The 16850-nt window shown below is 70.7% G+C and carries 19 protein-coding genes; 11 read left to right on the forward strand and 8 right to left on the reverse strand.

The annotated features are described in order from the left end of the window. Positions 1 to 3: 3 nt before the first annotated feature. The gene (locus tag OG246_RS01000) at positions 4 to 633 is read left to right on the forward strand and encodes a CGNR zinc finger domain-containing protein (RefSeq protein ID WP_266454424.1); all 630 of its coding nucleotides are present in this window, start codon (positions 4 to 6) and stop codon (positions 631 to 633) included. Here the strand turns inward: OG246_RS01000 and sodX are convergent. Further along, a complete protein-coding gene (gene sodX / locus OG246_RS01005) occupies positions 537 to 971 on the reverse strand; it encodes a nickel-type superoxide dismutase maturation protease (RefSeq protein ID WP_266463747.1) in 435 nt (144 codons plus the stop codon). The genes OG246_RS01000 and sodX overlap by 97 nt on opposite strands. A gap of 145 nt (positions 972 to 1116) precedes the next feature. On the opposite strand from sodX, the gene sodN reads away from it, so the two are divergent. The 5 genes from sodN (at position 1117) to OG246_RS01030 (ending at position 6307) form a co-directional block, all read left to right on the forward strand. Then, on the forward strand, positions 1117 to 1512 hold the full coding sequence (sodN, locus tag OG246_RS01010) for a superoxide dismutase, Ni (protein ID WP_266454427.1): 396 nt from the start codon (positions 1117 to 1119) through the stop codon (positions 1510 to 1512). A gap of 233 nt (positions 1513 to 1745) precedes the next feature. Continuing rightward, positions 1746 to 4016 carry an N-acetylmuramoyl-L-alanine amidase gene (locus OG246_RS01015; protein ID WP_266454429.1) on the forward strand — a complete coding sequence of 757 codons (2271 nt, stop codon included), beginning with the start codon at positions 1746 to 1748 and terminating at the stop codon, positions 4014 to 4016. Between the two features lie 13 nt (positions 4017 to 4029). After that, positions 4030 to 4458, forward strand: a complete 429-nt coding sequence (locus tag OG246_RS01020; protein ID WP_266454430.1) for a hypothetical protein — start codon at positions 4030 to 4032, stop codon at positions 4456 to 4458. Positions 4459 to 4517: 59 nt separating this feature from the next. Continuing rightward, positions 4518 to 5522 (forward strand): ATP-binding cassette domain-containing protein, encoded by a 1005-nt coding sequence (locus OG246_RS01025; RefSeq protein WP_266454431.1) that lies wholly within the window; start codon positions 4518 to 4520, stop codon positions 5520 to 5522. After that, on the forward strand, positions 5519 to 6307 hold the full coding sequence (locus OG246_RS01030; RefSeq protein ID WP_266454432.1) for an ABC transporter permease: 789 nt from the start codon (positions 5519 to 5521) through the stop codon (positions 6305 to 6307). Before OG246_RS01025 ends, OG246_RS01030 begins: the two co-directional genes overlap by 4 nt. A 5-nt stretch (positions 6308 to 6312) precedes the next feature. Here OG246_RS01030 and OG246_RS01035 read toward each other — a convergent pair whose 3' ends face one another. Next, positions 6313 to 9498 (reverse strand): BTAD domain-containing putative transcriptional regulator, encoded by a 3186-nt coding sequence (locus tag OG246_RS01035; RefSeq protein ID WP_266454433.1) that lies wholly within the window; start codon positions 9496 to 9498, stop codon positions 6313 to 6315. Between the two features lie 110 nt (positions 9499 to 9608). On the opposite strand from OG246_RS01035, the gene OG246_RS01040 reads away from it, so the two are divergent. The 4 genes from OG246_RS01040 (at position 9609) to OG246_RS01055 (ending at position 12166) form a co-directional block, all read left to right on the forward strand. Continuing rightward, positions 9609 to 9989, forward strand: coding sequence for a helix-turn-helix transcriptional regulator (locus tag OG246_RS01040; RefSeq protein WP_266463749.1), 381 nt, complete (start codon positions 9609 to 9611; stop codon positions 9987 to 9989). A 56-nt stretch (positions 9990 to 10045) separates the two neighbouring features. Next, a complete protein-coding gene (locus OG246_RS01045; protein WP_266454434.1) occupies positions 10046 to 10468 on the forward strand; it encodes a VOC family protein in 423 nt (140 codons plus the stop codon). 79 nt (positions 10469 to 10547) lie between these two features. Then, the gene (locus OG246_RS01050; protein ID WP_266454436.1) at positions 10548 to 11387 is read left to right on the forward strand and encodes a hypothetical protein; all 840 of its coding nucleotides are present in this window, start codon (positions 10548 to 10550) and stop codon (positions 11385 to 11387) included. Positions 11388 to 11395: 8 nt separating this feature from the next. Then, on the forward strand, positions 11396 to 12166 hold the full coding sequence (locus OG246_RS01055; protein WP_266454438.1) for a VOC family protein: 771 nt from the start codon (positions 11396 to 11398) through the stop codon (positions 12164 to 12166). On the opposite strand, the gene OG246_RS01060 is transcribed toward OG246_RS01055, so the two are convergent. The 5 genes from OG246_RS01060 to OG246_RS01080 form a co-directional block, all read right to left on the reverse strand. Further along, a complete protein-coding gene (locus OG246_RS01060) occupies positions 12163 to 12510 on the reverse strand; it encodes a DUF952 domain-containing protein (protein WP_266454439.1) in 348 nt (115 codons plus the stop codon). The genes OG246_RS01055 and OG246_RS01060 overlap by 4 nt on opposite strands. 208 nt (positions 12511 to 12718) lie before the next feature. Continuing rightward, entirely contained in the window at positions 12719 to 13960 is a 1242-nt protein-coding gene (locus tag OG246_RS01065) for an RNA polymerase sigma factor (protein ID WP_266454440.1), read from the reverse strand. Positions 13961 to 13965: 5 nt separating this feature from the next. Continuing rightward, positions 13966 to 14379, reverse strand: coding sequence for a YciI family protein (locus OG246_RS01070; protein ID WP_266454442.1), 414 nt, complete (start codon positions 14377 to 14379; stop codon positions 13966 to 13968). Between the two features lie 105 nt (positions 14380 to 14484). After that, the gene (locus OG246_RS01075; protein ID WP_266454443.1) at positions 14485 to 14688 is read right to left on the reverse strand and encodes a hypothetical protein; all 204 of its coding nucleotides are present in this window, start codon (positions 14686 to 14688) and stop codon (positions 14485 to 14487) included. Between the two features lie 26 nt (positions 14689 to 14714). Next, positions 14715 to 15302 (reverse strand): dihydrofolate reductase family protein, encoded by a 588-nt coding sequence (locus OG246_RS01080; protein ID WP_266454444.1) that lies wholly within the window; start codon positions 15300 to 15302, stop codon positions 14715 to 14717. A gap of 133 nt (positions 15303 to 15435) precedes the next feature. On the opposite strand from OG246_RS01080, the gene OG246_RS01085 reads away from it, so the two are divergent. Continuing rightward, positions 15436 to 16041, forward strand: coding sequence for a TetR/AcrR family transcriptional regulator (locus OG246_RS01085; RefSeq protein WP_266454446.1), 606 nt, complete (start codon positions 15436 to 15438; stop codon positions 16039 to 16041). A gap of 7 nt (positions 16042 to 16048) precedes the next feature. Here OG246_RS01085 and OG246_RS01090 read toward each other — a convergent pair whose 3' ends face one another. Beyond that, the gene (locus OG246_RS01090) at positions 16049 to 16639 is read right to left on the reverse strand and encodes a GNAT family N-acetyltransferase (protein WP_266454448.1); all 591 of its coding nucleotides are present in this window, start codon (positions 16637 to 16639) and stop codon (positions 16049 to 16051) included. Between the last annotated feature and the right edge of the window lie 211 nt (positions 16640 to 16850).

The raw sequence follows: 16850 nt of genomic DNA on the forward strand, positions 1-16850 counted from the left end.
CAAGTGGAACTGGCCTATTACTCGGATTACGCGGTACGCCTCGTGAACAGCGAGGAACCACTCCGGGGCAAGGACTCGCTCACCTCGGTGGACGCCGTCCGTGACCTCTTCGGGGGCAACTCCTCGGCGGCCCGCCGGGCCACGGATGCGGACGTCACCCGCTTCCGCTCGGTACGGGCCCGTCTGCGCGCGGTCTTCGAGGCGGCCGACGGCGGCAACGAGACCCTGGCCGTTGACCTGCTGAACTCACTCCTCCTTGAGTTCCCGGTCAGCCCGCAGATCTCCGGCCACGACTACCGGGACGACAACGGGCGCCCGCTGTGGCACATGCACCTGGCGGACCACCCGTCGAACGCGACGGCGGGCTACGCCGCGATCGCCGCGATGGGGCTGGCGTTCCACCTGACGGAGTACGGCGTCGACCGCCTCGGCCAGTGCGAGGCGACCCCCTGCCGCAACGCCTTCCTGGACACCTCGACCAACCGCTCCCGGCGCTACTGCTCGGACCGCTGCGCGACCCGCGCCAACGTGGCCGCCTACCGCGCCCGCAAGCGCCTGGAGGCGGACCGGTCGGACAGCACGGGCCTGGCGGCACCGAGCACCCAGCGCACCAGCGCGAACGGCGACCGCTGACCGCTCTTCAGCGGGCGGTACCGGAACCGCACCTTCCCGAGGACGAGCTCCTCGGGCACGGTGCCGTAGTCGGTGCTGTCCCCACCGGCGAACGCATTGTCGCCGAGCACCCACCACCCGCCCTCACGCCGCTCCGCGACCCGCTTCACGACCAGCAGGTCCTGTTGGAACGGATGACGCAGAACGACCACGTCACCGGGCCTGAACCGCGTCCCGTACTGCACGACGAGCCGGTCCCCGTGCTCGAGCGTGGGCACCATCGACGGCCCCGTCACCTCCGCCGCCCCAAACGGCAGGGCGTTCCTCCCACGCTCGGTCTCCTGCGACAGCTCCGGCATCACCGGCACCTCCCCGGTCCTATCCTCCACGAGTCCCAGTCTCACCCTGGACTTTTGTCCTAAGCCCATGGGGGCACTCGCGAAAACCCGTCTCCTACGGAGTAATGTCCCACCTGAGAAGACGATCACGAGGAAGGACAGCAGCATGCTTTCCCGCCTGTTTGCCCCCACGGTCAAGGTCAGCGCGCACTGCGACCTGCCCTGCGGTGTGTACGACCCTGCCCAGGCCCGCATCGAGGCGGAGTCGGTAAAGGCCGTCCAGGAAAAGCTGGCCGCCAACGACGACCCGCACTTCCAGGCCCGCGGCACCGTTATCAAGGAGCAGCGCGCCGAGCTCGCCAAGCACCACGTCTCGGTGCTCTGGAGCGACTACTTCAAGCCCCCGCACTTCGAGAAGTACCCGGAGCTGCACCAGCTGGTCAACGACACCCTGAAGGCCCTCTCGGCCGCCAAGGCGTCCACCGACCCGGCGACGGGCCAGAAGGCGCTGGACTACATCGCCCAGATCGACAAGATCTTCTGGGAGACCAAGAAGGCCTGATCCAGGGCCGATTACCAGTAGTACAAGTTCGCCAAGACCGGCGAGCGGTGCACCCTCGCAGGTCAGCGGGCCTTCATATGTGGAAGGGACCCGGCCGGAAAACCGGCCGGGTCCCTTCCGCTTGTCCTGAGCCGATCAACACTGATCCACAGCCTCCCCACAGGGCATAGGGTCTGGCTCTTCTTCGATCTTTTTTGACCGCCCGCTCGCGGGAGAAGGAAGTGCGCGTCGACATGAGGCGTCGTTGGTGGGGTGCCGCCACTTTGGTGGCCGCGACGGTTTCCGGGGCTCTGGCCGTACAGGGGCTCACAGGCGGGTCGAGTGACGACTCGGCGGACGACGGGAAGTCCGGGCCCGTCCAGAGCAAGACACGATCGGCCCGCCTGGCGGTGGCCGACGACGGTGCGTCAGCCCAGTTGGGCAAGCGGGACACCGAACCGTTCAGCATGCTGGGCGTCACCTGGACGGATCCGTCCGCGGCGGTGGCGGGGGCTGTCGAGATCCGGACCCGGAGCACGGAGACCGGCACGTGGTCGAACTGGCTGGCGCTGGACGGGAACAGCGGCCAGGGCGAGTCGGGCGCGGCCCGCGGCGGCACCGAGCCGGCCTGGGTGGGGCCCTCCGACGGGGTGGAAGTCCGGGTGGACGGCAAGGGGTCGGCGCGGCTGCCCGAGGGACTGCGCCTCGACATGGTCGACCCCGGGAGCGGGACGGTCTCGGGGCTGGAACCGGCCGCGTACGTGGTGGAGGAGAGCGGCACACCCTCCCCCGGGGAGTCCACCACCGAGACCGCCACGGAATCGGCCACCGCGACGACCTCGCCGGAGGCGACCACCTCCGAGACGGTGACGTCCGAGCCCTCCGACTCGGAGTCGGCGTCGGCATCGGAGAGTTCCAGTTCCACACCGAGCGGGTCACCGACGGCCTCCGGCTCGGTCTCGCCGAGCCCCTCCACGAGCGTCCCCTCGGCTCCGCCGTCCACCGCGCCCAAGCCCGCGATCACCTCGCGTGCCGGCTGGGGCGCGGACGAGTCGATCAGCCCGGAGGAGCCGGGCTATCTGCCCGACGGGAAGATCAAGGCAGTGGTGGTCCACCACACCGCCGAGTCCAACGACTACACCTGCGAGCAGGCCCCGGCGGTCGTGCGCGGCATCTACGCCTACCACGTGAAGGAACTGGGCTGGAAGGACATCGGCTACAACTTCCTGGTCGACAAGTGCGGCACCGTCTATGAGGGCCGCAAGGGCGGCGTGGACCTGCCGGTCATGGGCGCGCACGCCTACGGCTTCAACTCCGAGACCACCGGCATCTCCGTCCTGGGCACCTACACCGACACCGCCCCTTCGACGGCGGCGATGACCTCGGTCGCCCGGATCGCGGCCTGGAAGCTCGGCCAGTACGGCGTCGACCCGACCGGCACCACCACCCTGACCGCGGGCGCGGACGGCACCAACTACTTCCACAAGTCCTGGGTGAAGGGCGCGCAGTTGAGCCTTCCGGTCATCCACGGACACCGTGACGGCTACAACACCCAGTGTCCCGGGGACGCCCTCTACAACCAGCTCGCCACGATCCGCAGCTGGGCGGGCGGTCCGGTCGCCGGGCTCACGCTGAAGTCCATCGGCGGCGCCGGCCTCTCCGGTTCGACGTACTACACCAAGGCCGGCATCACGGTGAACTGGTCGGCCACGACGCCTGCCGCGCTGATCTCGACGTACGAGGTGCTGGTGGACGGCAAGGTCGTCGCCACGACGGCCGGTACGGCAACCTCCGCGAAGGCCACCCTGGGCGCGGGCACGCACAAGGTGACCGTGCGGGCCCGCCATCAGTCCGGGAGGACGACGACCACGGCAGCGGCCACGGTCGTCGCCGAAACCACGCCGCCCACCTTCTCCACCAAGCCCGGCCTGGCCCTGCGCACCGGCACGGTGAACACCACCGCCGTCCCGCTGACGCTGAACTGGAAGGCCACGGACACGACCGCGCTGAAGGAGGTCCGGCTCACCGCTCCGGTCGCCGCGACGTACGGCCCCACCGTCACCAGCGCCGCCCACACCGCCAAGTCCGGCGCCGCCACTGCCTGGTCGCTGACCGCCTACGACCGGGCGGGCAACACCGGCACGGCCGCGGTCACCGGCACTCCGGTGATCCTCCAGGAGACGTCCGCCACCAAGTCCGGCACCTGGACGGCCAAGTCCTCCGCCAGTTACCTCGGCGGCAAGTCGTACACCAGCTCCGCCAAGAACGCCTCCCTGACCTGGACCTTCACCGGCCGCTCGGTCGCCTGGACGGTCTCGCGCGCCGCCACCTCCGGCCAGGCCAACATCTACGTCGACGGCACCAAGGTCACCACCGTCGACCTGAAGTCGGCCACCACCAAGTACCGCGACGCGATCTGGACCAAGACCTGGACCTCCAGCGCGAAGCACACCGTCAAGATCGTGGTCGTCGGCACCAGCGGCCGACCGACGGTGACCACGGACGGCCTGGTCTACCTCAAGTAGGGCGGAGGACGCGGTGATCACGTTCAGGCAAGGGCCTCTCCAGCTGGCCCTTCCTGCCTTCCTCGGCATTCTCGGGGGCACGGCGCTCGTCTACGCGGGCCTTGCGTTCACCGCCGATCCGATGCCGCTCAGCGAGGTCAAAGTATGCGTGTCGGTGGCGGTGGTGGCCGCCGCCGGCATCGCCCTCCTGAACAGGCACCACGGCGTGAGCCTCACCGAGGAGGCTCTCGTCGTGCGCGGCAACCGGCGTCGGCGGATCCCCTGGACCGACATCATCCGGTTGGAGGTCCGACGCGTCCTCGGCGTACGTCAGGTCGTCGTGCACACCAGGGACGGCCGACGCACGGTGCTGCGCGCCCCGACGTCCTTCATCGACGGCCGGTTCGACCGGAAGGTGGGGATCCTTACGGAACATTGGGAAGCGAGGCGGAGGTTCGCCTGAAGCCACCCGTGAAACCGCGGTGAAACCGCCGTAAAGCCGCCGCCCCGCACGCTCCTCCCATGACCACGACACGCACCACCACAACCACAGCGGGGCAGGCGGGGCAGGCCATCACCGCGAGCGGCCTGCGCAAGGCGTACGGCGATCACGTCGTCCTCGACGGGATCGACCTGGCCGTGCCCGCGGGGACCGTCTTCTCGCTGCTCGGGCCGAACGGCGCGGGCAAGACCACGGCCGTGCAGATTCTCTCGACGCTCATCGAGGCGGACGCCGGGGAGGTGCGGGTCGGCGGGCACGACCTGTCACGCGATGCGGAGGCGGTGCGCGGACAGATCGGTGTGACCGGGCAGTTCGCCGCCGTGGACGCCATGCTCACCGGCGAGGAGAACCTGGTCCTGATGGCTGACCTGCACCATCTGGGCCGGCGGGAGGGCAGGCGGCGGGCCGCCGAGCTGCTCGAGCGGTTCGAGCTGACCGGCGCGGCGAAGAAGCTGCCCGCCGCCTACTCCGGCGGGATGCGGCGGCGCCTCGACATCGCGATGACGCTGGTCGGCGACCCCCGCATCCTCTTCCTCGACGAACCGACGACCGGTCTCGACCCGCGCAGCCGGCACTCCATGTGGCAGATCGTGCGGGACCTCGTCGCGGACGGGGTCACGGTGTTCCTGACGACCCAATACCTGGAAGAGGCCGACCAGTTGGCCGACCGGATCGCCGTACTGAACGGCGGGAAGGTCGTCGCCGAGGGAACCCCCGACGAGCTGAAGCGGCTCGTCCCCGGCGGGCACGTACGGCTCAGGTTCGCCGACCCGGCCGCCTACCAGCGGGCCACCGCCGCCCTGCGCGAGATGTCCCGCGACGACACCGCGCTCACCCTCCACGTGCCCAGCGACGGCAGCAGCCGCGAACTGCGCGCCCTGCTCGACTGGTTGGACGCCGAGTCCATCGAGGCCGAGAGCCTCACCGTGCACACCCCCGACCTCGACGACGTCTTCTTCGCTCTCACGAACCCGACGAGCGCCTCCGCCGAACTCCCCGACTCCCGCAAGGAGACCGTCCGATGAGCACCCTCTCCTACGCCCTCGCCGACTCGGCGACCATGCTCCGCCGCAACCTGAGGCACGCGCTGCGCTACCCGTCCATGACGCTCACCAGCGCCGCGATCCCCATCATCATGCTGCTGCTGTTCGTGTACGTCTTCGGCAACGCCCTCGGTGCGGGCATCGGCCCGGCTTCGGAGGGCGGCGGCGAGTACGTCGACTACGTGGCCCCCGGCATCATCCTGATGGCCGCGACCTCCGGAGCCATCGCCGTCGCGGTGTCCGTCTGTGTCGACATGACCGAGGGCATCGTCAACCGGTTCCGCACGATGTCCATCTCCCGGGCCGCCGTGCTGAACGGCCATGTCGTCGGCGGCGTGATCCAGACGATGGTGAGCGTCGTCCTGGTCATCGGTGTCGCGCTGCTGACCGGGTTCCGGCCGAACGCCACGCCCGTCGAGTGGGTCGCGACCATCGGCGTCCTCGCCATGGTGGTCCTCGCGCTCACCTGGGTCTCGGCGGCCATGGGCCTGGTGAGCAGGACCGTCGAGTCCGCGAGCAACGCGCCGACTCCGCTGACCTTCCTGCCCTTCCTCGGCAGCGCGATCGTGCCGACCGACTCGATGCCGACCGGCGTGCGCTGGTTCGCCGAGTACCAGCCCTTCACGCCGGTCATCGAGACGCTGCGAGGGCTGCTGATGGGCACGGAGATCGGCAACAGCGCGCTCATCGCGGTCGCCTGGTGCGTCGGCCTCAGCGTCCTGGGCTACTTCTGGGCCCGGTCGGCGTACGACCGCGCCCGCAAGTGACCGGGTCAGTCACCCCGGGTGCGCAGCACCTCCAGCGCCGCACCCCGCAACTCCACACGCCCCAGGGCGGCATACGCCGACACCGCGTCGTCGTAGGCCGCCCGGTCGGCGTGTCCGGCCGCCTCCCGTACGCGGGCGGAGGACATCGTCGGCTGGAAGCCGCGGAGGTAGCGGAAACGCTCGGCCAGGGCGAACAGCCGCGCCGCCGTCTTCGTCGAACCCCGCTCCAGATCGACCATCGCGAGCGCCACCAGGAACGCCCCGCACACCGGCAGATCCATCACGTACGCCGGCTGCGTGACGGTCGGGTGGGTGAGCAACACCCCGAGTTTGCCCGGGAGTTCACGTACAAGCTGCTCCACCAGGTCGAGGCGGCCGTGCTGGGCGTGGGCGATCACGGCGACGGCCCGGGCCTCCAGGTTCCACGCCTCGACGTCGTCCACGCCGGCCACGCCGGACGGGTCCTTCTCGAAGAGCGGCCCTTCCGGGCTGTGCCCGGGATCGGCGGCCAGCCGCCACAGCCGCAGCCCCTCCTCGGTCCGCCCGCGCGCGAGCAGGATCTCCGCGCGCACCCCGTAGCCGAACATCAGCATGCCGAACGGGTCCTCCGCCTGGTTCAGCGCCGTCTGCTCCAGCCAGTGCTCCGCCTCGTCGAAGGCGCCGAGCAGGAGATGGGCGAGGACCATGGCCCAGCGGACGCCCAGCGCGTCGACCGAGGGGCCGAGCAGCTGTTCCTGGAGCCGCACCGCCGCCTGGATATGGCTCAGCGCCTCCTCGCCCCGCTCCAGCTGGAGACAGAGTTCGCTGATCCGGGCGTGCGCCTGGGTCAGCGTCCAGGGACCGCCGTGCCCGTCGAGCGCGGCGAGCATCCGCCGGGCCGCCGCCAGGGCCTGCGGCGGGTCGTTCTCGTTCTCCGCCAGGAAGCTCGCGACGGCGTTGGCGACACCGGCCACCAGCGGCTCGTGGCTGTCGCACAGCTCCCGTAGCGCCACGCGGTCCCCGCGCAGCGCCTGCGGCAGGGCGCCCAGCACCGTCGCCGCGGCCCGGACCAGGGTGTCCGGCGGGGCCGGGGGCAGTCTGAGCACGGTGACCAGGGAACGCACCGCGGGCGTCCGCGGCCCGTGCAGCATGAACTGGTTCGCGGTGAACAGCACGGCCGCCGTCCGGGTGACCTCGACGTCGTCGGGCCCGGGCCGGAAACGCGACAGCAGCGGGCCGATCTCCTCGAACAGCGTGACCGTGCGGGCGTAGTTGGACTCCAGGTTCCAGGCACCGGCGAGCACCGCGGTGACCGCCGCGACGGTGGGCATGTCGGCGCGGGCCTGCGCGAGCCGCAGCGCGTGGACGAGGTTGTCCTGCTCCGCGCGGATCCGGTCCAGGTCCGCGACCGAGCCGGCGTCGAGGACCGCCTCGTGCCGCGTCCGCCCGAAGTCGCGGGCCCACTCCAGGAGTTGGCCGGTCGCACGGTCCGTCCCGCACGCCTCCTCCCGACGGGCGGCACTGAACTCCCGTACGGTCTCCAGCATTCGGAAGCGCACGCCGGACGCGGTGTCCGTGACCTTGAGCAGCGACTGGTCGACGAGGTTCTCCAAGACGTCGAGTACGTCGAGTACGTCGCCCTCACCGACGAGATGCCGCGCCGCCTCCGCCGTGAAGCCGTCCGGGAAGACCGACAACCCGCGCAGCGCCGCCCGCCCTTCGGTGTCGAGCAGGTTCCAGCTCCAGTCGACGACGGCGAGCAGGGTGCGGTGCCGCTCCGGGGCGTCGCGCGCACCGCCCTTGAGCAGGGCGAAACGGTCGTCGAGACGGCGGGCGATCTCGGTGACCGACATGACGCGGACGCGGGCGGCCGCCAGCTCCGTCGCGAGCGGCAGCCCGTCCAGGTGACGGCAGAGTTCCTCGACGGTGGCCGTCGGCAGTTCGACGCCGGGCCGCGCGGACCGGGCCCGCTGTCCGAACAGCTCGACGGTCGTCGCGAGGCTCAACTCCGGGAGCAGGTACACCGATTCGGAGCTGAGGCCGAGCGGGGCCCGGCTGGTGGTGAGGACGCGCAGGTCGCGGGTGGTGGACACGAGGGCCTGTACGAGGTCGGCGGCGCCGCGTACGACGTGCTCGCAGTTGTCCAGGACCAGCAGGGCGGCAGGGCCGAGGGCCCCGGCTATGCCGGCGAGGACGTCCGCGGAGACGGCGAGGTGGCCGGCGGAGGCGAGCCGGGGCTCGCTGACGCCGAGTGCGGAGGCGACTTCGGCGGCCACGTCGGCGTCGGTGGTGACACCGGCGAGCGCCACGAAGTGCACGGACTTCTGCTCGGCGGCACGGCTCACGACATGCGCGAGGCGCGTCTTGCCGAGGCCGCCCGCGCCGACGATCGAGGTGACCCGGGAGGTGCGGAGCAGGTCCGTGACCGCCGCGATGTCCTCGGCCCGCCCGAGCAGCGGGTTGGGCTCGTGCGGGACACCGCGCCGGACGGCGGGGGCCTCTTCGCGCAGCAGCTCCTGGTGCAGGGCGCGCAGGGCCGGGCCGGGTTCGGTGCCGAGGTCTTCGCGCAGGGTGCGGCGGTAGGTGTCGTAGCGGGCGAGGGCGGCGGCCGGTCCGACGGTGGCGGCCTCGCAGCGCAGCAGCTCGGCGAGCACCTCCTCGTCGCGGGGGTGTTCTCGTACGAGGGCGGTGAGGGCCTCGGTGGCCTCGGCGCGGCGTCCGAGGCGGGCCAGGGACAGCGCGCGGGCGCGCACCAGGGCCGTGTACGCCGGGACGCGCGCCGCCCGTAACGCGGAGACCGGGTCGGCCGCCAGGTCGTCGGCAGCGCCGTCCCACAGCGCGAGGCCGGCCTCGGCGTGTGCGAGGGCGGCGGTGTGGTCGCCGTCCTGGACCGCCCGGGAGCTGTCCCCGGCGGCGAGCACGACGGCGGAACTGTCGACCTGGTCCTCGCCGAGCGTGAGCCGGTACCCGGTGGCGGTGCTGGCGATCAGCTCGGCGCCGAGCTGGGAACGGGCCCGTGAGACGAGCACCTGAAGCGCCTTCGTCGGATTCTCCGGCTGCTCGTCGGGCCACAGCCCGTCCACGAGCCGGGCGGTGCTGCATCCGGTGCGCAGGTCGTCCGCCAGCAGCGCGAGCAGGCCGCGCAGCCGGGGTCCTGCGACCTCTCGGCCGCGATAGGACACCCGCGAGAGGAAGATCAGCTCGGCCGTCATCCGAGTAGGTTAACGAGCTGTTCGTCGGCCTGGCTGTCAGTGCCCCGTGCCATCCTGGTGGGGTGACTGTGGTGGAGGACTTGGTCCGGCTGCGCCGGGCCCGCGACCGGATGGACCGTGAGTACGCCGAGCCGCTGGAGATGGCGGAGCTCGCGCGCACCGCGCTGATGTCGCCCGGCCATTTCCAGCGGAGCTTCCGGGCCGCCTTCGGCGAGACCCCGTACACCTATCTCATGACCCGCAGGATCGAGCGCGCCAAGGCCCTCCTGCGCCGCGGCGACCTGACGGTCACGGAGGTGTGCTTCGCCGTGGGCTGCACATCGCTCGGTTCCTTCAGCTCCCGCTTCACGGAGCTGGTCGGCGAGACCCCCAGCGCCTACCGCGCCCGGCCGCACGACCACGGCGCCCCCATCCCGTCCTGCGTGGCCCAACGCCTCACCCGCCCGTCCCGCCACCGCAACCCGGAAGCGGAACCGGGCACACGCCTCTGACGCCCGTCGGGCGGATCCTGCCGGACAGGCCCTAGCGTGGACCCATGATTGGACCCATGGATGACGTAAAGCTGTCCCAGTGCTTCATCGCCGTCGACGACCACGACAAGGCGCTCGCCTTCTACCGTGACGTCCTGGGGCTGGAAGTCCGCAATGACGTCGGCTTCGAGGGCATGCGATGGGTCACCGTCGGCTCGCCGCTCCAGCCGGATGTGGAGATCGTCCTGGAACCCCCGGGGGCGGACCCGAACGCGTCCCCGGCCGACCGGCAGGCCATGGCCGAGCTGCTGGCCAAGGGAATGCTCCGCGGCGTGATCTTCTCGACGACGGACTGCGACGCCCTCTTCGCCCGCGTCGAGGCCGCCGGCGCCGAAGTCCTCCAGGAACCGACGGACCAGCCGTACGGCGTCCGCGACTGCGCCTTCCGCGACCCGGCGGGCAACCTCCTCCGCTTCAACGAACGGTCCCCCCGCGCCTGACCGCGCCCGCGGACGGCCCCTCGGCCCCTCCGGACGCACCGGGCCTACCATCGGCTGGTCACGATCACCGGGAGACCTCATGACGTCCACGCGCCGCAGCATCCTGTACGTCAGCGACCTGGCCTACCCCGCCAAGGGCCGCCGGTACTGCGACGAGGACATCTTCCTCACCTCCCGGCTGCGCGAGGAGTTCGACCTCGCCGTGTGCCACCCGCTGGACGCGGCCGCGCTGATGCACTCCTTCGACGCGGTGGTCGTACGCAACAGCGGCCCTGTCCTGAACTACCAGGCGCGGTACGACGCCTTCCGCGAGCAGGCGGTCGCGGACGGCGTACGCGTCTACAACCAGCTGTCGGGCAGGGGCGACATGGCAGGGAAGGGGTACCTGTTGGAGCTCACGGCCGCGGGGTATCCGGTCATCCCCACCATCGACCGCGCGGAGGACCTCGGCAAGCTCCCCGACGTCGACACGTACGTGGTGAAGCCGAAGCTGGGGGCGGACTCCATAGGCCTCGAGTTCGTGCCCCGTGAGCGGCTCACCGACCCGGCGGCGTACGGCGACGTCCTCGTCCAGCCGCGCATCGACTTCCGCTACGAGGTGTCCTTCTACTTCGTGGACCGCACCTTCCAGTACGCCCTGTACGCGCCGCGCCCCGACGAGCGGTGGGCCCTGGAACACTACGAACCGACCGAGCAGGACCGGGAGTTCGCGCAGCGCTTCGTCGACTGGAACGACATCGCGTACGGGATCCAGCGCGTGGACGCCTGCCGGGCGCCCGGCGGTGAGCTCCTCCTCGTCGAGCTGGAGGATCTCAACCCGTATCTGTCCCTGGACGTCCTCTCCCCCACCGCTCGGGACGCGTTCGTCGCGCGCGTGAAGACCTCGCTGCACGCCCTGATCGGAGAAAAGACCCCATGACAGCCCCCATGAGCGACCCACCGACGGGGCCGATCCGGTGGACTTACGCCTTTGTCGACCGGCCGATGAAGAAGTTCGGGCCCGCCTGCGACTTCTGGACCGCGGTCACGCGCACCAAGCTGTCCGAACGACGCGGCGCACGCGGCGAGTTCGTCACCCTGCTGCCCGACGGGGGCGCCGACGCCTGTGTGAAGGTTCAGGGCGTCGTGGGGGCGGTCTCCGGGGGCGCGCATCTCGACCTCGCCGTCGAGGACGTACAGGGAACGGTGGAGTCGGCGCTGCTGCTGGGCGCCGAGCTCGTCGCGGGTCACGCCGGGTGGGCCGTGCTGCGTTCCCCCGGTGGGCAGTTGTTCTGCGCGGTGCCGTGGCACGGGGAGTCGACGCGGCCCCCGGTGGTCAAGGGGCCGTCCGGTGTCACCAGCCGCCTCGACCAGGTGTGCATCGACCTGGCGCCCGCCGTGTACGAGGCGGAGATCGCCTTCTGGAGCGCCCTCACCGGATGGGAGTCCCAGCCCGGCGCGCTCGAGGAGTTCCATGTGGTCAAGCCGCCGGCCGCGCTCCCGATCCGCATCCTCCTGCAACGCCTCGGTACCGCGCGCCCCACCTCCGCCCACCTCGACATCGCCTGCTCCGACATCGACGCGGTCCGCATCCGCCACGAGCTCCTCGGCGCCACGCTCATCGGCCGGGGCGCCCGCTGGGCGGTGATGCGGGACCCGTCGGGCGGCACGTACTGCCTGACGCCCCGCGACCCCGAAACTGGCGGCCTCCTGCGCTAGCCGATCGCCGCCTCGCCCGAGTCCCACACCTCGACGTCCACGACAGCTTCCACCGGAATCGGTCCGTAGATGTGCGGGAACTCCTCGCCCCCGGCCTCCACGGCCTCGTACCGCAAGGGGACGCCCAGCCGTTCGGCGTCGATCACCAGGACCACCAGCTCGTCGGGGCCGACGTACGAGCCGTACAAGAAGGCGGCCACCTTGGGGAGTTGGTGGCGCAGGGAGCAGTGGATGAAGCCCTCCTCCTGGAGGGTCCGGCCACGGGTGGACATCTGGTAGGCGCCGGACGCGCGCGCCGCGTCCCACAGGGAGCGCTCGGTGATGTGAAGGAGAGGTTCGGGCATACCCGAACGCTAGTGCCTGTCCGGCGGATCAGGTCGGAGGAAATCGGCGGCGCCTCACTGACGCAGGTGAGCGGGGTGTGGTGCGTGCAGCTGCAAGGCGGAGGAGGGAGCCATGGCGACCGACGACAACGCCGCAGATGGGCGCCCGCCGCGGAGCGGCTGATGTTACGGCCACCCCGCGTCTCCGACATGATCCGCCGGACAGGCCCTAAGGCCTGAGGCGGGCGGCGCGCGCCTGCAAATACCGCTGTTCGGGAAGGCTGAGGGTCTTGCCGGCCGCCGACTCGTAGGCGGCACGGGCTCCCGCCGCGTCCCCCGCGCGCTCCAGCAGATGACCGCGTACCGCGTCGAGCCGATGCCCGAGCGCCGACTCGCCCTCCAGCAGGTCCAGTTCGGCAAGGCCCGCCCGGGGCCCGTGCACCATGGCCACCGCCACCGCGCGGTTGAGCCGCTCGACGGGCCCTGGGACCCGGCGGACCAGGATGTCGTAGAGGCCGAGGATCTCGCGCCAGTCCGTGGCGTCCGCCGACGGCGACTCGTCATGCACCGCGGCGATGGCCGCCCTCAGCTGATACGGCCCCGCCCCACCCCGAGACACCGACAAAGCCTCCGTCACCAGCGCCACGCCCTCCTCCACCGCCGCCTTGTCCCACAGGCCGCGGTCCTGCTCGTCGAGCGGGACCAGTTCGCCGTGCGGGCCGGTGCGCGCGGGACGCCGGGCGTCGGTCAGCAGCATCAGCGCCAGCAGCCCCGCCACCTCGCGGTCCTCGGGGAGGAGATGGTGCACCGAGCGGGTCAACCGGATGGCCTCGCCCGCGAGTTCGGCCCGCTGGAGGGCCGCACCCGAGGTCGCCGTGTACCCCTCGTTGAAGATCAGGTAGAGGGTATGAAGGACGGCGGGCAGCCGTTCCTCCCAGTCCTCCGGGCGCCCGAATGCCGTCCCCCGTACCCGCTGCTTCGCCCGGCTGATCCGCTGCGCCATCGTCGCCTCGGGCACGAGATACGCCCGGGCGATCTCCGCCGTCGTCAGACCGCCGACGGCCCGCAGGGTGAGCGCGATCTGGCCGGACGGGGTCAGCTCCGGATGACAGCAGAGGAAAAGCAGGGAGAGCGTGTCGTCCTCGCTCGGCGCCCGGGCCGCGCCCGGTGGCGGGGCCACGAACGCGTCCCGGGGCGTCAGCGCCGCCACCTTCTCCTCCCGCAGCCGCCGCGCCTCCTCACTGCGCAGGGCATCGGTCAGCCGCCGCGAGGCGACCTTGATCAGCCAGCCGCGCGGATTGTCGGGCACGCCTGTGCCGGCCCACTGCCCGGCAGCCGCGAGCAGCGCCTCCTGTACGGCGTCCTCGGCGGCGTCGAAGTGCCCGTACCGGCGTACGAGCGCGCCGAGGACCTGAGGCGCGTGCAGGCGCAGCAGGTCCTCGACCTCGGTCGTACGACTCGGACGGCTCATCCGCCTCAGATGTCCCCGGAGCCGTCCGGAATCGGCCGGATGACCACCGGGTATTCGGTGGATCCCTCGGGAACGGGGCACTGGGCGACGCGCGCGGCGATCTCCGTGACCCGCTCCAGGCTCTCGCACTCCAGGATCCAGAAGCCGGCCATCTGCTCCTTGGTCTCGCCGTACGGCCCGTCGGTGATGACGGGCTTGCCGTCCTTGTCGGCCGTGACCAGCCGGGTCCGGTCGTACTCGGCCAGCCCCTGCACGTCGAGCAGTTCCCCGGACTCGGAGAGGTCATTGTTGATCGCGCCCATGAAGGCGTACATGGCCTGAATCTCCTGCTCGCTCCAGACCGGGGAGCCGGGGGAGGGGTTGCCCCGCATGCCCTCGTGGTCGGCCTGTGTTCCCTGCACCATCACCAGGTACTTCATGAGTCCGCTCCTTGGTTTCCTCGGTTCGGACCGCCCTCTTCGGGCGGCTCTCGCAGGAGACGTCGGAGCCGGCCCGCGTTTCTCTACACGGCCGCGCGCTCTCGCTTAGGTTTTTTTCGTGACGGGCTCCTCGGGCCGAACTGCGGCCCGGGGCTCCTCCTCGGCTTCCTCGGCATACGTCTTGCACTCCGGGTTCCGGCAGGGTCCGGGTACCCACACGGGGACCCATGCGCCCAAGGTCTTGTGTCGCTTCACGACCGTGGCGACCGGCTGCCCGCAAGCGGAACAAACATACTCATCGGTGCCCATGCCTTCAGGGTATTGCGGAAGGGCGTTCAGCGCTTCCTGCTGTACGTCCTCACGAGCACCCCGTTCTTGAACACGCGTACTTGGTCGAGCGCGAACTCGGCGACGTCGAAACCGGAGCCAAACATCGGCATACCGGAGCCGAGGACCACCGGGTACGTCTTGATGACCAGTTCGTCCACTTCGTCGATCAACGCGCCCGCGAGCTGCGAGCCGCCGCACAGATAGATGCCGAACTCGCCGTCCTCCGCCTTGAGTTCACGGACCTTCCCGACGACGTCGTCCGCAACGATCTCGACGTGCGGGTCGGGCGACTCCTTGAGGCTCCGCGAGGCGACGTACTCACGCAGATGCGCGTACGGGCTGGTGACGCCGAGGTCCAGTGCGAGGTCGTAGCTGGCGCGGCCCTGGATGATCGTGTCGAAGTTGCGGTTCTCCAGGTCGTCGATGCCGAGCGGGCGGCGGGCGTGGGTCGGCAGGGTCTCCGGGTACTCCGCCTTCAGGAAGTCCTCGAGGTACTCCGCGTCGACGAACGGCATGAACGACTGCGCGTCGCCGTCCGGGGCTCCGATGAAGCCGTCGATCGAACACGCGATGAAGTAGGTGAGCTTGCGCAAGCGGGTCTCTTTTCGTGGTCAGCGTTCATGGCGACTCCGGTGGCCACCCTTGAACCACTGCAGTTATAGTACTTCACCTGTAGTGGTTGCAAGCGTTTTGGTGGCACCGGCGAGATTTTGGGAGGAAACCCGGATGGCAAGGAACCCGGAGCGCAGGGCGGCTCTCGTCGACGCGGCCGTCGAGGTGCTGGCACGGGAGGGCGCGCGGGGACTGACGTTCCGCGCGGTGGACGCCGGGGCGGGCGTGCCGGTGGGCACCTCGTCGAACTACTTCACCGACCGCGACGACCTGCTGGCCCAGGTCGACGCCCGCATCCACCAGCGCCTCGCACCCGACCCGTCGGTGATCGCCGAGCTGCTGAAGGGCCCGAAGGACCGCTCACTGGTCCTGGAGTTCATGCGCGACGTAATGGCCCGCGCCATCCGCGACCGCACGGGCTATCTCGCCCTCTTCGAAATGCGCCTGGAGGCCACCCGCCGCCCTGCCCTGCGTGCCTCGTACACCAAGTCGGTACGCGGCGACCTGGTGGACGGCATGGACTTCCACCGCACCGCCGGCCTGCCCGGCAGCGACGAGACCGTGACCGTCCTCTACCTCGCCATGCTCGGCCTGCTCCTGGAACACCTGACACTCCCGGGCGTCCTGGACGGCGTACTGCCGGAGGTCACCGTCCCGGACGGCCTGGTGGAACGGATCGTGGCGACGATCGTGCCGGACGGCGCTCCCGAGAAGGACTAGGGCTGCCCTAGGCCTGCGGCTCGCGCCACATGGGCCACATCTGCGGGCCGCCGGGCAGGTCGAGGGGCCGGCCGGTCAGCTCGAAGCCGAGCCGCTCGTACAGCTTGCGGCTGCGGGCACTGCTCGCTTCCAGGTACGCGGGCGTCCCCTCGCGGTCGCAACGGTCGAGGACCGACTCGATGAGCGCGGTGCCGAGCCCCTCACCCTGGCGTCCCGGCGCCACGGCGATCATCCACAGGTACTCGTGGGCCCGGCCCGCCGGGTGGATCCCCGCGGTCAACCGGCCGATGAGCTCCACCCGCTCATTCTCCGGGTCGACGGCCTCACGCAACTGCCCGGGCCCGTCCTCGTCGCCATGCTCATCGGCAGGCACGGACAGCCACAGCGCACACGCCGCCCCGTCCTCGGTGACATCGACGCGCCCCTCGGCAAGCACGACGTCGGCAAAGGCACCCATCAGCTTGTGATGCGTAGCCCGCCGATGCGCCCTGTCCGGAAAAACCCAACCGCTCACGGGATCATCCTGAAACGCCTCGTCCAACAACCGGATGACAAACTCCCGGTCCCCATCACCCGCGGTCCGGATCACCACGCCCACGCCCTCAGCCCCTTTGCCTCAACCGCCGCTGATCGTACGGCGGTTGAGATCTTGCCGGACGGGCCACGAGATTTCAGCCCGCCCGGAGATCTTTCAACCCAGCCGGGGGTGATCTTTCAGCCCGGCCGGGGGAGATCTTCCAGCCCGTCCGGCGTTTGAGGACGAGCCCTTCGGGCGAACGGGGGTCTGGGGGCGGAGCCCCCAGGAACAA

The sequence above is a fragment of the Streptomyces sp. NBC_00620 genome, assembly GCF_026341825.1.
GTDB lineage: Bacteria > Actinomycetota > Actinomycetes > Streptomycetales > Streptomycetaceae > Streptomyces.

Coding starts and splice junctions, on each gene's coding strand:
- OG246_RS01045 (WP_266454434.1), top strand. CDS start 10,046: ATGGATGACGTAAAGCTGTCCCAGTGCTTCATCGCCGTCGACGACCAC.
- OG246_RS01035 (WP_266454433.1), bottom strand. CDS start 9,498: ATGACGGCCGAGCTGATCTTCCTCTCGCGGGTGTCCTATCGCGGCCGA.
- OG246_RS01075 (WP_266454443.1), bottom strand. CDS start 14,688: ATGGGCACCGATGAGTATGTTTGTTCCGCTTGCGGGCAGCCGGTCGCC.
- sodN (WP_266454427.1), top strand. CDS start 1,117: ATGCTTTCCCGCCTGTTTGCCCCCACGGTCAAGGTCAGCGCGCACTGC.
- OG246_RS01040 (WP_266463749.1), top strand. CDS start 9,609: ATGGACCGTGAGTACGCCGAGCCGCTGGAGATGGCGGAGCTCGCGCGC.
- OG246_RS01015 (WP_266454429.1), top strand. CDS start 1,746: ATGAGGCGTCGTTGGTGGGGTGCCGCCACTTTGGTGGCCGCGACGGTT.
- OG246_RS01050 (WP_266454436.1), top strand. CDS start 10,548: ATGACGTCCACGCGCCGCAGCATCCTGTACGTCAGCGACCTGGCCTAC.
- OG246_RS01055 (WP_266454438.1), top strand. CDS start 11,396: ATGAGCGACCCACCGACGGGGCCGATCCGGTGGACTTACGCCTTTGTC.
- OG246_RS01030 (WP_266454432.1), top strand. CDS start 5,519: ATGAGCACCCTCTCCTACGCCCTCGCCGACTCGGCGACCATGCTCCGC.
- OG246_RS01065 (WP_266454440.1), bottom strand. CDS start 13,960: ATGAGCCGTCCGAGTCGTACGACCGAGGTCGAGGACCTGCTGCGCCTG.
- OG246_RS01025 (WP_266454431.1), top strand. CDS start 4,518: ATGACCACGACACGCACCACCACAACCACAGCGGGGCAGGCGGGGCAG.
- OG246_RS01060 (WP_266454439.1), bottom strand. CDS start 12,510: ATGCCCGAACCTCTCCTTCACATCACCGAGCGCTCCCTGTGGGACGCG.
- OG246_RS01085 (WP_266454446.1), top strand. CDS start 15,436: ATGGCAAGGAACCCGGAGCGCAGGGCGGCTCTCGTCGACGCGGCCGTC.
- OG246_RS01070 (WP_266454442.1), bottom strand. CDS start 14,379: ATGAAGTACCTGGTGATGGTGCAGGGAACACAGGCCGACCACGAGGGC.
- sodX (WP_266463747.1), bottom strand. CDS start 971: ATGCCGGAGCTGTCGCAGGAGACCGAGCGTGGGAGGAACGCCCTGCCG.